This window comes from Thermomicrobium sp. 4228-Ro, assembly GCF_026241205.1.
Taxonomy (GTDB): Bacteria; Chloroflexota; Chloroflexia; order Thermomicrobiales; family Thermomicrobiaceae; genus Thermomicrobium.
In genome coordinates, this window is sequence record NZ_JAPFQM010000001.1 from 1,159,502 (window position 1) to 1,175,980 (window position 16,479).

General features: G+C 65.8%; 14 protein-coding genes. 5 read left to right on the plus strand and 9 right to left on the minus strand.

What is annotated here, in order from left to right; translation table 11 throughout:
- Nucleotide 1 precedes the first annotated feature (1 nt).
- Nucleotides 2–1,717, minus strand: a complete 1,716-nt coding sequence (locus tag OO015_RS05590) for a trypsin-like serine peptidase (RefSeq protein ID WP_265940246.1) — start codon at nucleotides 1,715–1,717, stop codon at nucleotides 2–4.
- A 154-nt stretch (nucleotides 1,718–1,871) separates the two neighbouring features.
- On the opposite strand from OO015_RS05590, the gene OO015_RS05595 reads away from it, so the two are divergent.
- Complete coding sequence (locus OO015_RS05595) at nucleotides 1,872–2,618, plus strand: PIG-L deacetylase family protein (RefSeq protein ID WP_265940247.1); 747 nt, start codon at nucleotides 1,872–1,874, stop codon at nucleotides 2,616–2,618.
- An 87-nt stretch (nucleotides 2,619–2,705) separates the two neighbouring features.
- On the opposite strand, the gene OO015_RS05600 is transcribed toward OO015_RS05595, so the two are convergent.
- The 5 genes from OO015_RS05600 to OO015_RS05620 form a co-directional block, all read right to left on the minus strand.
- A complete protein-coding gene (locus tag OO015_RS05600; RefSeq protein WP_265940248.1) occupies nucleotides 2,706–3,473 on the minus strand; it encodes an ABC transporter ATP-binding protein in 768 nt (255 codons plus the stop codon).
- Nucleotides 3,470–4,333, minus strand: coding sequence for an ABC transporter permease (locus OO015_RS05605; protein WP_265940249.1), 864 nt, complete (start codon nucleotides 4,331–4,333; stop codon nucleotides 3,470–3,472). Before OO015_RS05605 ends, OO015_RS05600 begins: the two co-directional genes overlap by 4 nt.
- Nucleotides 4,333–4,521, minus strand: a complete 189-nt coding sequence (locus tag OO015_RS05610) for a hypothetical protein (protein ID WP_265940250.1) — start codon at nucleotides 4,519–4,521, stop codon at nucleotides 4,333–4,335. The genes OO015_RS05605 and OO015_RS05610 overlap by 1 nt, the downstream gene beginning before the upstream one ends.
- 479 nt (nucleotides 4,522–5,000) lie before the next feature.
- Nucleotides 5,001–6,053: a DNA-processing protein DprA gene (locus OO015_RS05615; RefSeq protein ID WP_265940251.1), complete on the minus strand. Its 1,053-nt coding sequence runs from the start codon at nucleotides 6,051–6,053 to the stop codon at nucleotides 5,001–5,003.
- 4 nt (nucleotides 6,054–6,057) lie between these two features.
- Complete coding sequence (locus tag OO015_RS05620) at nucleotides 6,058–6,618, minus strand: ComF family protein (protein WP_265940252.1); 561 nt, start codon at nucleotides 6,616–6,618, stop codon at nucleotides 6,058–6,060.
- Between the two features lie 243 nt (nucleotides 6,619–6,861).
- Between OO015_RS05620 and OO015_RS05625 the strand changes: the two genes are divergently transcribed.
- Complete coding sequence (locus OO015_RS05625) at nucleotides 6,862–10,050, plus strand: exo-alpha-sialidase (RefSeq protein ID WP_265940253.1); 3,189 nt, start codon at nucleotides 6,862–6,864, stop codon at nucleotides 10,048–10,050.
- Between the two features lie 91 nt (nucleotides 10,051–10,141).
- Here OO015_RS05625 and OO015_RS05630 read toward each other — a convergent pair whose 3' ends face one another.
- Nucleotides 10,142–10,489: a histidine triad nucleotide-binding protein gene (locus tag OO015_RS05630; protein WP_265940254.1), complete on the minus strand. Its 348-nt coding sequence runs from the start codon at nucleotides 10,487–10,489 to the stop codon at nucleotides 10,142–10,144.
- A 29-nt stretch (nucleotides 10,490–10,518) separates the two neighbouring features.
- Here OO015_RS05630 and mutM point away from each other — a divergent pair, with 29 nt between their 5' ends.
- Nucleotides 10,519–11,388 (plus strand): bifunctional DNA-formamidopyrimidine glycosylase/DNA-(apurinic or apyrimidinic site) lyase, encoded by an 870-nt coding sequence (gene mutM / locus OO015_RS05635; protein ID WP_265940255.1) that lies wholly within the window; start codon nucleotides 10,519–10,521, stop codon nucleotides 11,386–11,388.
- A gap of 22 nt (nucleotides 11,389–11,410) precedes the next feature.
- On the opposite strand, the gene OO015_RS05640 is transcribed toward mutM, so the two are convergent.
- The gene (locus tag OO015_RS05640; protein WP_265940256.1) at nucleotides 11,411–12,664 is read right to left on the minus strand and encodes a threonine synthase; all 1,254 of its coding nucleotides are present in this window, start codon (nucleotides 12,662–12,664) and stop codon (nucleotides 11,411–11,413) included.
- Between the two features lie 190 nt (nucleotides 12,665–12,854).
- Here OO015_RS05640 and OO015_RS05645 point away from each other — a divergent pair, with 190 nt between their 5' ends.
- Nucleotides 12,855–14,036, plus strand: a complete 1,182-nt coding sequence (locus OO015_RS05645; RefSeq protein ID WP_265940257.1) for a glycosyltransferase family 4 protein — start codon at nucleotides 12,855–12,857, stop codon at nucleotides 14,034–14,036.
- On the opposite strand, the gene OO015_RS05650 is transcribed toward OO015_RS05645, so the two are convergent.
- Nucleotides 14,008–15,099: an LLM class flavin-dependent oxidoreductase gene (locus OO015_RS05650; protein ID WP_265940258.1), complete on the minus strand. Its 1,092-nt coding sequence runs from the start codon at nucleotides 15,097–15,099 to the stop codon at nucleotides 14,008–14,010. The genes OO015_RS05645 and OO015_RS05650 overlap by 29 nt on opposite strands.
- A 411-nt stretch (nucleotides 15,100–15,510) precedes the next feature.
- Here OO015_RS05650 and OO015_RS05655 point away from each other — a divergent pair, with 411 nt between their 5' ends.
- Nucleotides 15,511–16,476 carry a TerC family protein gene (locus OO015_RS05655; RefSeq protein ID WP_416236593.1) on the plus strand — a complete coding sequence of 322 codons (966 nt, stop codon included), beginning with the start codon at nucleotides 15,511–15,513 and terminating at the stop codon, nucleotides 16,474–16,476.
- Nucleotides 16,477–16,479: the final 3 nt, after the last annotated feature.

A 16,479-nucleotide genomic window follows, 5' to 3' on the forward strand; every position in this document is an offset into this window, starting at 1 on the left:
CCTAGCGTGGGAACACTGCGTGCGTCGGCATGTCGCCGTGCGGCTGGCCGTCCCAGGTCGCTCCGTACAGGTGCCAGCGGAACGCCTCCTCGAGCGAGCGGAGCGTCGCGGAGATCGCTTCCGGAATCGGCTGACCATCTGGCGTGAACCACGGGCCGACCGGTTCCGGTGGGAGCAGCTGCGAACCATGCGTCGGCACTTCCGGATGTGCTGCGCCGTCCCAACTGATGCCCCAGAGGTGCCAGCGGAACGCTTCGACGAGCGCGCGGAGCGTGGCTTCGGTCGTGGCACGGTCGAACCCGTTCGCCGTTACCAGGACCGGCACCGGTTCCCCGGGTTGGAGGCGCTCAGCGTGCGTCGGCATGTCCCCGCGGTGGTCGCGGCCGTCCCAGCTCATGCCGTAGAGATGCCAGCGGAACGCTTCGACGAGCGCGCGAGCAGTTGCGTTGATCGCCTCTGCATTCGGACGTCCCTGGCTATCGAACCAGACTCCGTCCGCGAGGTCCCAGCTCACGACGATGTCCCACATGGTGACGAGGCGATTTCCAGCGACATCGCGTGCTCGCGCGGTTACCGTATAGCGCCCAGGGTCGAGCCAGGCGTCGAGCGTCACGGTCGGGGTGCTGCTGCGTGCCTCTTGGCCAGCGACCTGCAGGACGACTTCTGCGAGCGGCTGTTGTGCCGCGATGGTCGCACTGATCCGTACCTGTCCCGGAAGAACCGTCGACCAGCGAGCAGGCTGGACGTCGACGAACGTGATCGGTCGCTCAGGGCGAGGCTGCAGCGGTGGTTCCTGCGGTTTCTCAGGAGTCGGTGTCTCGGGCGGAGCCGGTTGACCTGGTACCAGAGTCCGAACCTGGCACCCGATCTCCTGGCAGAACGACTGGGCGAAGGCGACGACGTTCGCGTCGACCCGGCGTGCGAAGTTGCTGAAGGGACTTTCGGCGCTGGCGATGCCGAAAATGCCTGCGTCCTCGGTGACCAGCAGCGGGCCCCCGCTCATCCCGATGACGAGGTCCGCCTGTAGCCCGAGGACTTCCGGTGTGACCATCCTGACTCCGCGTCCTGGCGCTCGCCACTGCGTGCCGAACGGCTTGTCGCCCGGATAGCCGGCAGCGACGTAGGAGAAGTTGCTGTCCTGGATCAGCTGATCGTCGAGCAGCACGAGTGGCAGCGTTCCGGACTGGTTACCGACCGGTCGGTCGAGGCTCGCCAGACCGAAGTCGAAGCGCGCATCCCCGTCACGAGCGATCCAACCGCGCGGAACGGTCCCGTCGACCGCTTCGGTGACTCCGAACGGGCTGACCATGCCTTCGAGCGTTCGGTCGGCGCCGGGCACGACGAGGAGCCGATCGAACCAACCACCGAACTCCGCGCTGTAGAGACAGTGTGCCGCGGTCAGAACGACCGACGGTGCAATGAGCGTTCCCGAGCAGGAGTACACGGTTCCGTCCGGGAAGCGGCCGACGAGGAGCGCGATCGCCGAAGCTGGGAGCGACAGCGTCGGGGTCACCCGCTCGCGCTCGTCGGGCGGGAAGACGCGGAAGTACGTCGCCCGCTCGGTACCCAGCGCAGCGAAAAGATCGTCGGTAGCCGATGCGGCCGTGACTCGGTGAGGAACCGGGAGGTACAGGTCTTCCCCGATCGCCCGAGCGAGCGGAGCCGGAAGCGTCGCAGCGAGGAGCACGATGGCGAGTACCGCACCGAGCGAGCGCATCGACTGCCCTCCTCCGAAATCCAGCACCAGAGCCCATCCCAACTCTAGGTGTCGGCAGCGCACGCAGCAAGGATGAGCACATGCTAGAGTGACCGGTGCCGAAGGCGTGGCGGTTCCCGCCGCAGCGCGATCGGATAGCGGAAGGAGCAAGCGAATGACGGACGAAAAGCGGGCGTTGGTGATCGTCGCACACCCGGACGATATGGAAATCGGTTGTGGTGGAACAGTTGCACGGTGGGCCGAGGAAGGTTGGTCGGTCTGGCTCGTCGTCGTGACCGACGGCGGTGGGGGTGGACCGGACGATGCGAGCGACGTCAGCCCGGAGGCCCGCCGGCGCGTCAGCGAGACGCGCAAAGCGGAGCAGCGCGAAGCTGCGCGCATCCTGGGGCTCCGCGGTGTCGAGTTTCTCGACTACCCGGACGGCCGGGTGGAACCGACGCTCGAGCTCCGGCGCGATCTGGTGCGGGCGATTCGCCGGTATCGCCCGCAGATCCTCGTGATCCCCTCTCCGGATCGCAACTGGGTGCCGGCCTATCAAGTCGGGCGCTATCACCCCGATCACCTCGCGGTCGGGCAGGCAGCCCTGGCGGCTGCGTACCCGGCTGCCGGGAATGCCTGGGACTTTCCGGAACTCCTCGTCGAAGGGCTCGCGCCGCACCACGTGCAGGAGATCTGGGTGATCAATGCCCCGGTCTTGAACCATGCAGTCGATATCTCGACGACGATCGAGCGGAAGCTCGCTGCGCTCGAAGCCCACCGCAGCCAGTTCGGCGATCGCTTCCCGCTCCTCGAGCGCTGGCTCCGGCAAGCAGCGATGGAGCGTGGTGTGCGACACGGTCTCCAGTATGCAGAGGAGTTTCATCGCATCCGCGTGCGCGAGCCGTTCCCCTTCCGGCGCTGAGCCCGATGGAGAGTGAACCGCCGCCGACACGCACCGCCGCGCTCCGCCGGCTCCAGCATCCGCGTTCTCGTCGTCCTCCCACGGTCGTCATGGGCGGCTCGCTCGTACCGGCTCCTCGATCGCCTGCTCGTCGAGTGCCGCCAGGATGCGTGCGCGTAAGGCAGCAAGCCGCGCATCGCCACGGTCGCGTGGTCGCGGAATGTCTACCATGAATTGGTTTTGCGCCCTTGCCGGCTTCCCACCGAGCAGGATCACTCGGTCAGCGAGATACACCGCTTCGTCAACGTCATGCGTGACGAGAATCGCCGTGAAACCGAACCGCTCCCACAGTTCGAGCAAGTAGTCCTGCAAGCGCAAGCGGGTCAGCACGTCGACAGCGCTGAATGGCTCATCGAGGAGTAGCAGATCCGGCTCGGTGACCAGCGCTCGAGCCAGCGCGACCCGTTGGGCCATACCGCCCGAGAGCTGGCGCGGCCAGGCAGTGAAAGCGCGTTCGGGCAAGTGGACGGCCGCGAGCGCAGCCTCGGCGCGCTGGCGGCGCTCGGCAGCCGAGACTCCTGGCGCGACCAGCGCGATGTTTTCCCAGGTGCGGAGCCACGGGAGCAAGCGGGGCTCCTGGAAGACGAAGGCGATCTGCGGGGTCGAACCATCGTCCGGACGTTCGAGCCGAATCTGGCCTGCGTGCGCCGGAACGGTACCAGCGAGGAGGCGGAGCAGCGTCGTCTTTCCCACGCCGCTCGGGCCGACGATGGCGACGAACGAACCAGCCGGAATGTCGAGGGACAGGTCGGTCGGGACGGTGTGGCCACCGAGGTCGATCGCGATCGCTTCCAGCCGGACACGTGCGCCGCTCATGGCGTTCCCTCCCCGTCTTGAACGCTGGCGATCGTCTCGCGCCAGACGAGCAGCGCTCGTTCCAACCGGGCGAGGAGCGTGTCGGACAGCTTCCCGAGAAGGCCGAACGAGAGCAGGGCGACGAGGACGCGGTCCGGTCGCATCGTCGACTGTCCCTCGACCAAGAGGAAGCCGAGTCCACTGCTCGCGGCGATGAGTTCAGCGGCGACGACGAACATCCAGCCCAGGCTCAGACCGGCCCGCAGACCGGTCAGGACACCGGGCAGTGCCCCGGGAATGATGACGTGACGGAACGTTCGCCAGCGTCCCAGCCGGTAGATGCGGGCGAATTCGATGAGGCGCCAGTCGATGCCGCCCACAGCGGCGAGCACGTTGAAATAGACCGGGAGAAAGACCCCGAGGGCGATGAGGAGAATGCGGGATGTCTCGCCGATGCCGAACCACAGGAGGAACAGCGGCACCCAGGCGAGCGAGGGAATGGCGCGTAAACCTTGAACGGTCGGATCGAGTGCCCGGCGCAGCCAGGGAGCCAGGCCGGTCAGGGCACCCAGCACGATACCCGGGGCGCTGCCGAGCAGGTATCCCCAGGCCAACCGTTGGAGTGTCGCGACTAGGTGGGTGACGAGTTCACCGCGCTCGGCCATCTCGCGCGCTGTTGCCACGATGGTCTGCGGTGGCGGCAGCTGGTAGGAGGCAATCAAGCCGGCGGTGACGATCCCCCACCAACCGGCAACGATGAGGGCCGGAACGATCCAGGGGACGAGCCAGCCAGCGACGCGCCGCACCAGCGGCCGTGCCTGGTATGTCGCTGCCTGGCTTCGGCTTCGTTCAGTCGGTCTGGACAGTTCGCGCACAACCATCACGCTCCCCCGTTTGCGAGTACTCGTTCGGCCAGACTCGGTTCGAGCAGCGTTTGCAGTGCCCCATCGAGATCAGCCGACGACGGCACGAGATTTTCCTTTCGGATGAGGGGGACGATCTCGCTCAGCGTGCTGTGCAGCGCCTCGCCCGGTACCGGATCGGGGAAGGAAACCCGCTCGCTGAGCACTTTCCGCGCGATCTCGAGGTCAAGCTTGGCGGCCTCGCTCAGAATCTGGGCAAGTTCGTCAGGATGTTGCAGCGCCCACTGGCGCCCACGCTCATAGAGGGCGAGGACGCGCTCGACGACATCTACTGTTCGAGCGGCCGAAATCGATCAGGGAATCAGCACTGGGGGATCACTGGCAGCGGGAACACTCACCGATTCGCGGCCAGAAGGCGAAGACAGCGACCATCGCTGGGCACGGGGGAACCGGTACCGGTCGGTACTGCTCGGTGTTGGAACTCCGCGCCATCGCTCGCATCCTGGCCACAACAACATACCGGCAGTGTTGAACGGTGCTACCAGTGAGTGGAAGGAACAGTTTGCCGCTCGTCAACGATCGATGCCGGTGTCGAAAGAACCGTGCACACCGATGGAATCAGAGGTGATCGTGTCTTCGGAGCTTCGGCTTTTGCCGCCAACAGCCGCTGCGGGAAGCGGAGCGTCTACTCCGAGCGTCGTTCCGCTCCTGTGTCGTCGCTTCTTTCGTCCTTTTGCCTTGCGGCAACCCCTTCGCACGTCCCGGGAAGTGCCGCTTGCTGGTAGTGAGCCTTGTCTGTCGCTCCCCCTGTTCGTTCCCCAGGATTCCGTATCGGCTGCGTCGTGCATAGGGGAGCCGGTGAGCAGGCATGAGAGACTGGGGACGGGTCGCCAACCGGAGTCCTGAATGCAGATTCGGTGACCAGCAGAGCGTCAGAACGGACGGCATTGCTTCCACTCATGAGTCGTTCGAGCTCCGAGAGGTCCTCTGCCCACGCAACGGCGAGTCGTCGTTCGACGAGTTCCTGGCTATGGTCAACGGATAGAGAAGACTGCGGCACGATAACATGGCGGCGGATTTCATTCGCCTTCCTGACCGCGTGCCATGTCCCGCTCTTGCGTGGGCGATTCGACTGCTCGCGCGGGGTCTCTTCCGGACCGGCTTGCCCGACGATGACGATGTTGGCGAGAGCCACGATGAGCAAATTCCTGAGCATCGCGTTCTTGCCGGACCAGGGAGTGGACGGAGAAAATGGGCTCACGATGAGAACGCGTGACCGATATCTCGGGTCTCGCTGGATATCCCGAAGCCGACGCGGCAATCGCTGCCAATCGATCCCCTCAGCCAGGACAGCGATCGTCCTTCCGGTCTCGCTGTCCAGGGCACCCTCGAATGCGGCCCGGTCGATGCCGGGGGCGAATCCGGACACGATCACGTATCCTCGTTCGGCGATCTTTCGAGCGAGCCGGCGAATGTGCTCCTCGATATCAGGTCTGGGGTGACGAGTTCCGATAATCGCGATCTTTGGAGTGTCGGGATGCAACAGGTTCGCTGGCCCCATGAGCCAGAGGCAGCGCAGGTTCTCTCCGGTACGTTTCCCGACGTCGTCGTTCACCTGCCCGGACGGGCGGTTAGAAGAAAATGGCCAGCGCCGAAACGGCCATTCCAAGAATGGCCAGAGCGGATCGTTATTTGTCAACAGCTTCCACGGTTCTCGTCGTTCCGCTTCTCGCTTCATGTCCTCAGTCCGTTGGGCGGGTACGTGTTCGTGTAACGACCAAAGCATACACCCGCGACACGTGCCCCTGCTCCTTGAGTGTCTTCGTCGCTGCGCCGAGAGTCGCACCGGTCTGGTACAGATCATCGAAAAGCAGCACCCAGGCGCCAGCCAGACGGTACGGATCACGGAGGTCGAAGACCCCTTCCAGTTCCTGCCGTCGTCCTGTAGCGCTCTCGATGTTCTTCAACATCGGCGTCGGCTTCACTTTGACGAGGTAGTCCTCGACAAGGGAGATGCCGGTGAGCTGGGCCAGGCAGCGAGCGAGCTCGAGGACGGGTTGGAAGGGACGTTCGGTGTTGGAGGGTGGTATCGGGACGATCGCGTGTAACCGCGGCCGAACGATTCGAGTGGAGAGTGCTTCGGCGAGTGTACGAGCGAGCGGCTCGATTTGCGATCGGTCGTACCGGTACTTGAGCAGGTAGAGGCGCTCCCCGATACTCGTGCGCGAGCCCGCGCTTACCGTATGCCAGTCGAGTGCCCAGCCAGCATCATACGGCCCCGTCGGTAGCCAGAGCAGCTCCATGGTGTCTCCAGTACTGAGATGTCGGTCATCAGAAGTCTACAAATTTTGTCGCAATTCAGTGAAGCGAAGTCGATCCGCGCGGTGTTGCAGCCAAATCCGGAGCAAGCTGGAGTCAGCCCGCTAGCGGTTCGTGCTCGCGCTTCTTTCCCGATCGGGGCGACTGTGCCAAACTGACGGCAGCATCGCCGCTCTGGGCACTACGTAGAGTGGGCGAGCGATCGGCGAGGGAGGAGGGTAGTAACGATGCCCAGGGATTCGATCGGACGCCTGACCGGGGCGCTACGCTTCCGCTGTATCGGCCCGCATCGCGGTGGGCGTGTCGTCGCGGTGGCTGGGCACCCGGACGACCCGATGGTCTTCTACTTCGGTGCCTGTGCCGGAGGCGTCTGGAAGTCCGAGGACGGGGGCACGACCTGGTGGAACGTCTCGGACGGCTTTTTCCAGACGGCTGCTGTCGGTGCGCTCGCGATCGCACCGTCCGATCCGAATGTCCTCTACGTGGGAACGGGCGAGGCCTGCATCCGCGGCAATGTCTCGCACGGTGACGGCGTCTACAAGTCGACCGACGGCGGACGCACTTGGGTCAACGTGGGGCTGCGTGATACGCGGCACATCGCGAAGATCCGCGTGCACCCCCATGATCCCGACCTCGTCTACGTGGCGGCGCTCGGCCACGCCTTCGGGCCGAACGAGGAGCGCGGGGTCTTCCGGAGTCGCGATGGTGGACGGACCTGGGAACGTGTCCTCTACCGTGACGAGCACACCGGTGCGATCGATCTCGTCATGGATCCCCATAACCCACGCATCCTGTACGCGGCACTCTGGCAAGCCCGTCGTTGGCCCTGGAAGCTCGAGAGCGGTGGCCCTGGGTCGGGAATCTTCCGTTCCACCGATGGCGGTGAGACGTGGGAAGAGCTAACCCGGAAACCTGGGCTACCGCGTGGGATCATCGGGCGCGTCGGGCTCGCGGTCTCGGCCAAGCCGGGGCGGCTCTGGGCGCTCGTCGAGGCGGAAGACGGTGCGCTCTTCCGTTCCGAAGACTACGGTGAAACCTGGCAGCGAGTGAGCGAAAAAGGCGACCTCCGCTGGCGCGCCTGGTATTTCCACCACCTCTGCGCTGACCCGGTCGATCCGGATACGCTCTGGGTCCTCGACCTCAAGCTCTGGAAATCGATCGACGGCGGCAAGACGTTCACCGAAGTGCCCACGCCGCACGGCGACCACCACGACCACTGGATCGATCCGAAGAACCCGCTGCGGATGATCAACGGGAACGACGGTGGTGCCTGCGTCAGCTTCGACGGTGGGCGCACCTGGTCGACCCAGTTCAATCAACCGACTGCCCAGCTCTACCACGTCACGGTCGACAACCGTTTCCCTTACTGGGTCTACGGCTCGCAGCAGGACAATACGGCGATCGCCCTGCCGAGTCGCTCGGTCAACGGTGCGATCACGACCAGCGAATGGGAGGAGCCGGGTGGCGGCGAGAGCGGGCATATCGCGGTCAAGCCGGACGATCCGGACATCGTGATCGGTGGCGCGATCGGCAGCGGCGAAGGGAACGGCCGGCTCATCCGGTACAACCGCCGGACCGGCGAGCAGCGCAACATCACCGTCTGGCCCTACGAGACCTCGATGGCCGAGGGGGCCGAGTCGTTGCGCTACCGCTTCCAGTGGACGTTCCCGATCCTCTTTTCTCCGCACGATCCGAACACGCTCTACGTCTGCTCCCAGGTCGTGCACCGCTCGCGCGACCTCGGGTATACCTGGGAGGTGATCAGTCCTGACCTCACGCGCAACGATCCGGAGAAGCTCAAGCCGTCCGGTGGGCCGATCACGCGCGACAATACGGGTGCCGAGGTCTACTGCACGATCTTCGCCTTCGTCGAATCGCCGCACCAGCAGGGTGTCTTCTGGGCTGGGACCGACGATGGCCTCGTGCACGTCTCTCGGGACGGTGGCGCGACCTGGGAGAACGTGACACCACCGGGACTTCCCGAGTGGGCCACCGTCGCGTCGCTCGAGGTCTCACCGCACGATCCCGAAACGGTGTATCTGGCGGCTCACCGCTACCGGCTGGACGATCCAGCACCCTATCTCTTCAAGACGAGCGACGGCGGGAAGACTTGGGTGTCGCTCCGCGGTGACTTGCCAGCGGAGGCGATCTGCCGCGTGCTCCGAGTCGATCCAGTGAAGCCGGGTCTCCTCTATCTCGGCACCGAGACCGGGCTCTGGATCTCATTCGACGACGGCCAGCACTGGCATCGTTGGCAGGGGAACTTGCCGGTGTGCCCGGTCTACGACCTGGTCGTGAAGGACGACGACCTGGTCGTGGCGACACATGGCCGGAGCTTCTGGATCCTCGATGACCTGACGCCGCTCCGGCAGTTCGATCCGACGCTCCTGGATGGCCCGGCCTACCTCTTCGCTCCGCGGCCGACGGTTCGGTTCAAGACGTATCCCGGTTTCGGTAGCGAGGTGCCGAACGCGGTCAACTACCGCTGGGCCGGGCCGATCGTCTACGCTGCCTGGGTCACCGAGCGTCCGACCGGTATCAAGGAGGCGGTGCCCCTCGACGCCGGGCAAAACCCGCCGGATGGGGCGGTCATCACCTATTATCTCGCCGAGGAGCCGGCCGAGGTGACGCTGAGCATTCTCGATGCCGAGGGGCGCGAACTCCGGCGCTTCTCGAGCGAGAAACCGGCCGATCCGTACCCAGATCTACCGGAGGAGAAGAAGCCGTCCCTGCCACCCAGACTCGACAAGACACCGGGCTTCCACCGCTTCGTCTGGGACCTGCGCGCCGAAGGAGCGCGACGCGTCATCGGCGACAGGCCGTACGAGGGCTATCTGGTCGGGCCGCGTGTCGTGCCCGGCACGTACCAGGTGCGACTCACGGTCGGTGACCGCAGCTGGACGCAACCGCTCGAGATCCGGCGCGATCCGCGTCTTTCGGTGACCCAAGAGGATCTCCAGCGGCAATACGATCTGCTCCTCCGGGTCCGCGACAAAGTCTCCGAGGCCCACGATGCGATCAATCGCTTGCGCGATGCGCGACACCAGCTGGTCGAATGGCAGCAGCGTCTCGAGGCGTCCAGCGCCAGCGAGGTGCTCCGCGAGCGGGTACGCGGCCTGAGCGAGCGGCTCGGTGCACTGGTCGACGAGTTGCTCGAGCCGCGGATGGACGACCCGCGGCAGTTCCCGCCGCGTGCGCCGGCCCGCCTGGCGATCCTGCAGAGTTTCGTCGATAGTGCGGACGACCGCCCGACCGCGGGCGAGGAAGAGGTCTCTCGTCTCCTCGCGGCCGAGATCGACGAGATCCTCGGGCGTGTCCGCCAGGCACTCGAAGAGGACCTTCCAGCGCTGGCGCGTGAGCTGGTCGCAGCGGGAGCTAGCCCGATCGTGCCGCGACCGGTTCTGGCCCGGCCGTAAGCGCTCGAGCGGGGCGAGCTGGCCGCCGTACCGGGTGTCCCGGTACGGCGGCCGCCTCGTTACCCTGCGATGTCTGCGTTCGCGAGCGCACTCAACCGAGCGGGAGCCGCAGCGGGTTCCCGCCGAGCAGATGGAAATGCAGGTGGAAGACGCTCTGGCCAGCGTGCGGCCCGACGTTGGTGACGACGCGGTAACCCGTCTCGGCGATTCCCTGCTCGCGGGCGACCTTCGCCGCCACCTGCAGGCAGCGTCCGAGCAGTGCCGGATCGACGTCCTCCGCTTCGGCGAGCGAGCGGATATGCTGGTTGGGGACGATCAGGAGGTGGATACGCGCCTGCGGGTGAATGTCCCAGAAAACGGTCACGGTCTCGTCCTGGTAAACGGTGCGGGCTGGCTGGCGGCCCGCGACGATCGCGCAGAAGATACAGGAGTCGGTCATCCCTTCCCTCCTCGTTCCGTGAGGTCGCTATGCCGGAACTCCCAGAAGTCGAAACTGTCCGACGGACGCTCGCCCCGGTACTGGTCGGGGCGACGGTCGTTGCTGCCGTTCGGGGCGCGCACCCCGACGATATTCTGCTCGATCCCTGGCCAGTCTTCGCACGGTCCGTCCGTGGCCGGGAGATCGAGTCTCTCGAACGGCGCGGCAAGTATCTGGCTTTTCGCTTGCGTGGCGAGTACCGGCTCGTCGTCCATCTCGGCATGACCGGTGAGTTGCGCCTGAGCCACCCGGCGGCCCCGGTGAGTCCGCACTGCCACCTGGCACTGGTCTTGCGGAGCGCGCATCCGCTGCCGCCAATCCTGGTCGATCCTCGCCAGCGTTTCCTCCTCCGCTATCACGACATCCGGCGCTTCGGCCGGATCGCCCTGCTTGACCCGGCCGGCTGGGAAATGCTCTCGGCGCGGCTCGGTCCCGAACCGCTCGATCCAGCACTCACTGCGTTGGCGCTGTGGGAGCGGTTACACGAGCGGCGGAGCCCGATCAAGTCCGCCCTGCTCGATCAGGCGCTCATCGCGGGCGTCGGGAACATCTACGCCGATGAAGCGCTCTTCCGCGCGGGTATCCATCCGGAACGCCACTGCACGACCCTACGACCGGATGAGGTCGAGCGACTGCTCGCTGCGCTGCGTGCGGTGCTGACGGAGGCGATCGCCAGTGCGGGGACGACGATCCGCGATTACCGCGACGGAACCGGTCGAGCGGGCTCCTATCAGTTCCAGCTGCAGGTTTACGGCAAGGAACCGGGAACCCCCTGCCCGCGGTGCGGGGCACCGCTCGAACGGGTACGGATCGCGGGGCGGAGCAGCACGTTCTGTCCACGGTGCCAGCCGCTACGCTGAAGCGAGCGGGATGGTGCATCGCTCATGGGTGCTCGGTCTCGCTCGCGACCACGCGTTCCAGCGAGCGCGGATCGTCTGGATCGAGGACCGGCACCTGGTCATCGGTGGGGAGGAGTTCCGGGTGCTTGAGCCCGCTGCCGGTGAGGAACAGCACGACCTCCTCGGCTCCGGAAAGCCAGCCTGACTCGCGCAGCCGTCGCAGCGCTGCAGCCGTCGCGCCGGCTTCCGGTGAAACGAGGAGGCCTTCGGTGCGAGCGAGGAAATGCATGCCGTCGAGGATCTCCCGGTCGCTCACCGTGACCGCTGTCCCGCGACTCGCGCGGACAGCCTGGAGCACCAGCGCGTCGCCGATCGTTGCTGGGACGCGCAAGCCCGGCGCGACCGTCGTCGCTCCTTCCCACGGTTCTGCTCGCTCCGCGCCCGAGTGGAACGCGCGGACGAGCGGTGCGCACCCCTCCGGCTGGACGATGACGAAGCGCGGCCGTTCGGGCCCGACGAGGCCGAGTGCCTCGAGTTCTGCGAACGCTTTCCACATGCCCACGATACCGGTTCCCCCACCGGTCGGGTAGATGATGACGTCAGGCAGACGCCAACCGAGTTGCTCGGCGAGCTCGATTCCCATCGTCTTCTTGCCTTCGGCCCGGTACGGCTCGCGCAGCGTCGAGAGGTCCGCCCAGCCGCGTTCTCTGGCCAGCTGGCGGACGATGCGGCCACAGTCGGTGATCAGCCCCCGGACCCGGTAGACGCGGGCGCCGTAGGCCAGGCACTCCCGCACGATCGTCGGTGGCGTATCGGCGGGGACGAACACATAGGCCGGAACTCCCGCACGTGCAGCATAGGCACTCAGTGCAGCCGCCGCGTTGCCGGCCGAGGGGAGCGCGACGGCGTGGGCACCGAGCTCGACAGCCCGGCTGACGGCGACAGCCAGGCCGCGTGCCTTGAAGCTGCCGGTCGGATTCCGGCTTTCGTCTTTGAGCCAGAGCGTTCGGAGACCGAGCTCGCGTGCCAAGCGTGTCGCCGCCAGCAACGGCGTTCCGCCTTCGCCGAGCGTGAGCCGGTAAACAGGATCGCGTACCGGCAGCAGTTCGGCATAGCGCCAGAGGTTCCAGGAGCGATCGCGCAGTGCCTCGGGACGAAAGGAGCGTCGGGCGTGATCGAGGTCGTATTGGGCGAGGAGCACACCGCCGCAGGCTGGGCAGGTGTTCCACAGCGCATCGGCTTCGAGCCGCTGGCAGCACTGCGAACAGGCGAGCGAAACGAGCGCACTCTCACCCATCGGCCTTCTCCCCTTTCGTCGCATTCTAGCCCGTCCCCCTGCAGGAATGTCTGCGTCAAGTTGTTGGTACCTCTTGACACGAGAGGACTCAATGCATTATGTTCCCTTGGGTCGGCCCGCGAATGTCGGGTACCGAACCCTCTTCCGCGCAACATTGCTTTCGATCGGGTCAGGGACGGAGGGAAGCGCCATGCGGATCGCGCAGATCGCGCCGCTCTTCGAAGCCGTACCGCCCAAGCTGTATGGTGGGACGGAACGTGTCGTGTACGCGCTCGTCGAGGAACTGGTTCGACGCGGGCACGACGTGACGCTCTTCGCGACGGCCGATTCGCAGACCAGCGCGCGCCTGGTGCCGATGGCCGAAGGGGGGCTGCGTCTCCTCGGCACCAAGGATCCGATCGCGCTCCACGTGGCGATGCTCGAGGAGGTGTACTCCCAGGCCGACGAGTTCGACATCATTCACTCGCACGTCGATTACCTGACCTTTCCCTTCGCGCGTGGAGTGGCGACGCCGACGGTCACCACGCTCCATGGGCGGCTGGACATGCCGGAGACTCGCCGGGTGCTGGGTCGGTTCACCGACCAGCGCCTGATCAGCATCAGCTGGAGCCAGCGTGCGCCCCTGGCTGATCTGCCGCTGCGCTGGGTCGGCACGGTCTACAACGGTGTGCGGCTCGAACATTTCCCGTTCCGCCCGGAGCCGGCCGATCCGCCGTACCTCGCGTTCGTCGGGCGCATTTCGCCCGAGAAGCGCCCGGACTGGGCGATCGAGGTCGCCCGTCGAGTCAGGCTGCCGCTGAAGATCGGGGCGAAGATCGACCCAGCGGACCGCGAGTGGGCGGAGCAGCACTTCCTGCCGTTACTGGACACACCCGGCGTCGAGTATCTCGGCGAGGTGGACGAGCAACAGAAGGCTGAGCTCTTGGGTGGTGCGCTCGCCTTGCTCTTCCCGATCGACTGGCCGGAGCCGTTCGGATTAGTCCTCGCTGAGGCGATGGCCTGCGGGACACCGGTGATCGCGTTCCCGGGTGGTGCCGTGGAAGAGATCGTCGTCGACGGTGTCACCGGCTTCATCTGCCGCACGCGGACACTGGACGAGATGGTCGAGGCGGTACGCCGCGTGGACCAGCTCGACCGGGCGGCGTGCCGACGCCACGTCGAGCGGCACTTCTCCAGCGTCGCGATGGCAGACGCCTACGAGGCGATCTACCGCCAAGTGCTGCTCGAACAGGCTGTGCCGGTGGCTCTAGGCTCCGATGGGCGTCTCCCGCTCACGATGCTCGGCGAGGACCGCGCGGTTCCGCATCTCGGCAGTCGGGCGGGGCAAGCGGTTGCCGGCGGATTCACGACTCCGGTCGCGCTGGAGCGCTGACGAGTGTCTCGACGAGCGTGCGGTACGCGGCAGGATCGGGTTCGGGCAACGCCCGGACGAACACGTGCGTGACCCCGATTGCGGCGAGGCGAGCGAGGCGCGCCCGCAGCTGGTCAGCGGGGCCGATGAGGCAGAGCTGCGCGATGAGCTCCGTCGGGACGAGCTGACGGATCCGATCTGGGTCAGCCGCGCGCCGGATGTCGTGCCAGGGGCGTCCAGCCTGGAGTTGCTCCTCGATCCGCAGCAGCTGGCGCAGCTCTGCGACGAGCCGTTCGACGTCGAAACCGGGGACGATGACCTGCTGGCTCATGCCGGGGAGTGTCGCGAGGAGTGCGAACGCTAGCTTTCGTTCCTCCAGGGCTGGCTCCGGGTTATCGGTCAGCACGAGGTTGGTGCGGACGAAGACTGCAAACCGGTTCGGATCGCGGCCGGCTGCAGCGAGTTGAGCGCGCAGTTCGGGCAGGATTGCGGCGAGGAACGGCTCGCTGGCGAAGTCGGCGATCAGGATACCGTCGGCGAGCTCGGCAGCGAGCTGCCGGGCCTTCGGCCCCAGCGCAGCCAGGTAGATCGGAACCGGTCGTTGCAACGGGGTGATACTGAGTGGCCAATCGTGCACGACGAAGTGCGTACCGGCGAGTGTGGCGCGGTGTGGCGGTCGCCACCACTGGCGGAGCAACTCGACCGTCTCACGAACGGCGGTGAGCGGGCGGCGTACCGGTATGCCGAGCCCGTGCGCGTAGAACTCCGGTTGTCCACGACCGAGGCCGAGAAATGCGCGGCCACTGGACAACCGGTCGAGTGTGGCGATTGCCATCGCGATCTGGACGGGGTGACGCAGGAATGGGTTCGTGACACCGGTACCGATGCGTATCCGCTCCGTTCGCACCGCAGCGGCTGCTGCCACGGCGATCGCGTCCCAGCCGTCCGGATCCTCGCTCAACCAGACCGAGTGCAGTCCAGCGCGGTCGGCTGCAGCGACCGTCTCGAGCGTCCACTCGGTAGCCTGGCGAGGATCGTTGGCCCGAGCCCAGCGGTGATGCGAGAGGTCGAGGCAGAACTCCACAGCTGACTCCTCAACGGTGCAGGCTTGTGCTTGTCGTCGCATCGGCAATGAGGGCGATGGGCTCCTAGGGGATCGCCGTGCCGGTGCGAGGTGGAGGGCAGCATGTCGCACGCATCGCCCAGATGGCACTCTACCATGCCCTCGAGCGCTCGGTCAGGTGTGGAGTGGTCGACCGGGCCTTTCGAAGGCACGGTTGTCCCCGGTGCAATGTTGCAGTACACTCGCTGGGCGCGTGGGGAGTAGCCTCCCAGCGAAGCCGCTGGTTCGTCCGGTCGTCAGCACAGGGTCGATCCCTCGGTCGGACGTGCAGAGAGGCGAGACCACGACGGATCGATCCGATCCGTCTGGCTCGCCTCTCTGCATTCGTTCGGGGCGAGCCGGACGGACGAACGGAGGGAGGTGACTGTTCCGATGGTCGAAGTGCCGCCTTGGGGTTGGATCGCCTTTCTCGCGTTGATTCTCGCGCTCCTCGCGCTCGACCTTGGCGTCTTCCACCGGAAGGCACACGTTGTCGAGATGAAAGAGGCTGGGCTCTGGGTCGCCTTCTGGGTGAGCCTTTCGCTCCTATTCGGTGCATTCCTCTGGTCTATCGAAGGACACGAGGCAGGGCTGCAGTACTTCACGGGGTACCTCATCGAGCTCTCGCTTTCCGCTGATAACATGTTCGTCTTCGTGTTGATCTTCACGGCGTTCGCGGTTCCGGCGCAGTACCAGCACCGGGTGCTCTATTACGGCATTCTCGGTGCGTTGATCATGCGCGGCATCATGATCCTCGGTGGTGCCTGGCTGATCAGCCAGTTTCACTGGATCCTCTACCTCTTCGGTGCCTTCCTCGTCTTCACCGGTATCCGGATGCTCTTGGAAAAGGAAGAACGTGAGGTCGATGTCGAGAACAACATCGCGATCCGGCTCGTCTCGCGCTTTGCACCGATCGTCCCGCGCTATTTCGAGCAGCGGTTCTTCGTCCGCATCGACGGCAAGCGGTACGCGACACCGCTCATCGTGGTGCTCGTCCTGATCGAGATTACCGACCTGATGTTCGCGATCGACTCGATCCCGGCCATCTTCGCGGTAACCCGCGACCCCTTTATCGTCTTCTCCTCGAACGTCTTCGCGATCCTCGGCTTACGCTCGATGTATTTCCTCTTGGCCGGACTCATCCGGCGGCTGGCCTACCTGCGCTACGGGCTGGCGTTCATTTTGAGCTACATCGGCGTCAAGATGCTGATCCAGGACTTCTACAAAATTCCGACGGCGCTCTCGCTCGGTATCGTCATGGTGACGCTGGCGATCAGCATCGTGGTGTCGCTGCTCCTCGCGGAACGTCGGGCCGCGCGGTCGGCGACCGAGGTGCGTTCGACGCAAGAGTGGCGGTAGTGG